The organism is Vibrio sp. S234-5, assembly GCF_000960595.1.
Lineage (GTDB): Bacteria > Pseudomonadota > Gammaproteobacteria > Enterobacterales > Vibrionaceae > Vibrio.
The window spans coordinates 1-262 of the sequence record NZ_JZAM01000151.1; the positions used below are offsets into that span (position 1 = coordinate 1).

Sequence of the window (262 nt, forward strand, 5' to 3'; positions counted from 1 at the left end):
TGATGACCTTCCGCAAGTTGGAAGAGCGTAGCCGCGCATTTGCCGCTTACCTGCAAAACGAACTGAAATTGCAAAAGGGTGACCGTGTTGCTCTGATGATGCCAAACCTACTGCAATACCCAGTAGCGTTGTTTGGTATTTTGCGTGCAGGTTGTATCGCTGTAAACGTAAACCCTCTCTACACTCCTCGTGAACTTGAACACCAATTGAACGACTCTGGTGCCACGACGATTGTGATTGTGTCTAACTTTGCCAATACACT

1 protein-coding gene is annotated in these 262 nt (G+C 47.3%); it reads left to right on the plus strand.

Annotated elements, in window-relative coordinates; all coding sequences use genetic code 11:
* A partial coding sequence (locus UF06_RS06505) for an AMP-binding protein (protein WP_045569720.1) occupies window positions 1-262 on the plus strand: 262 nt, incomplete at both ends.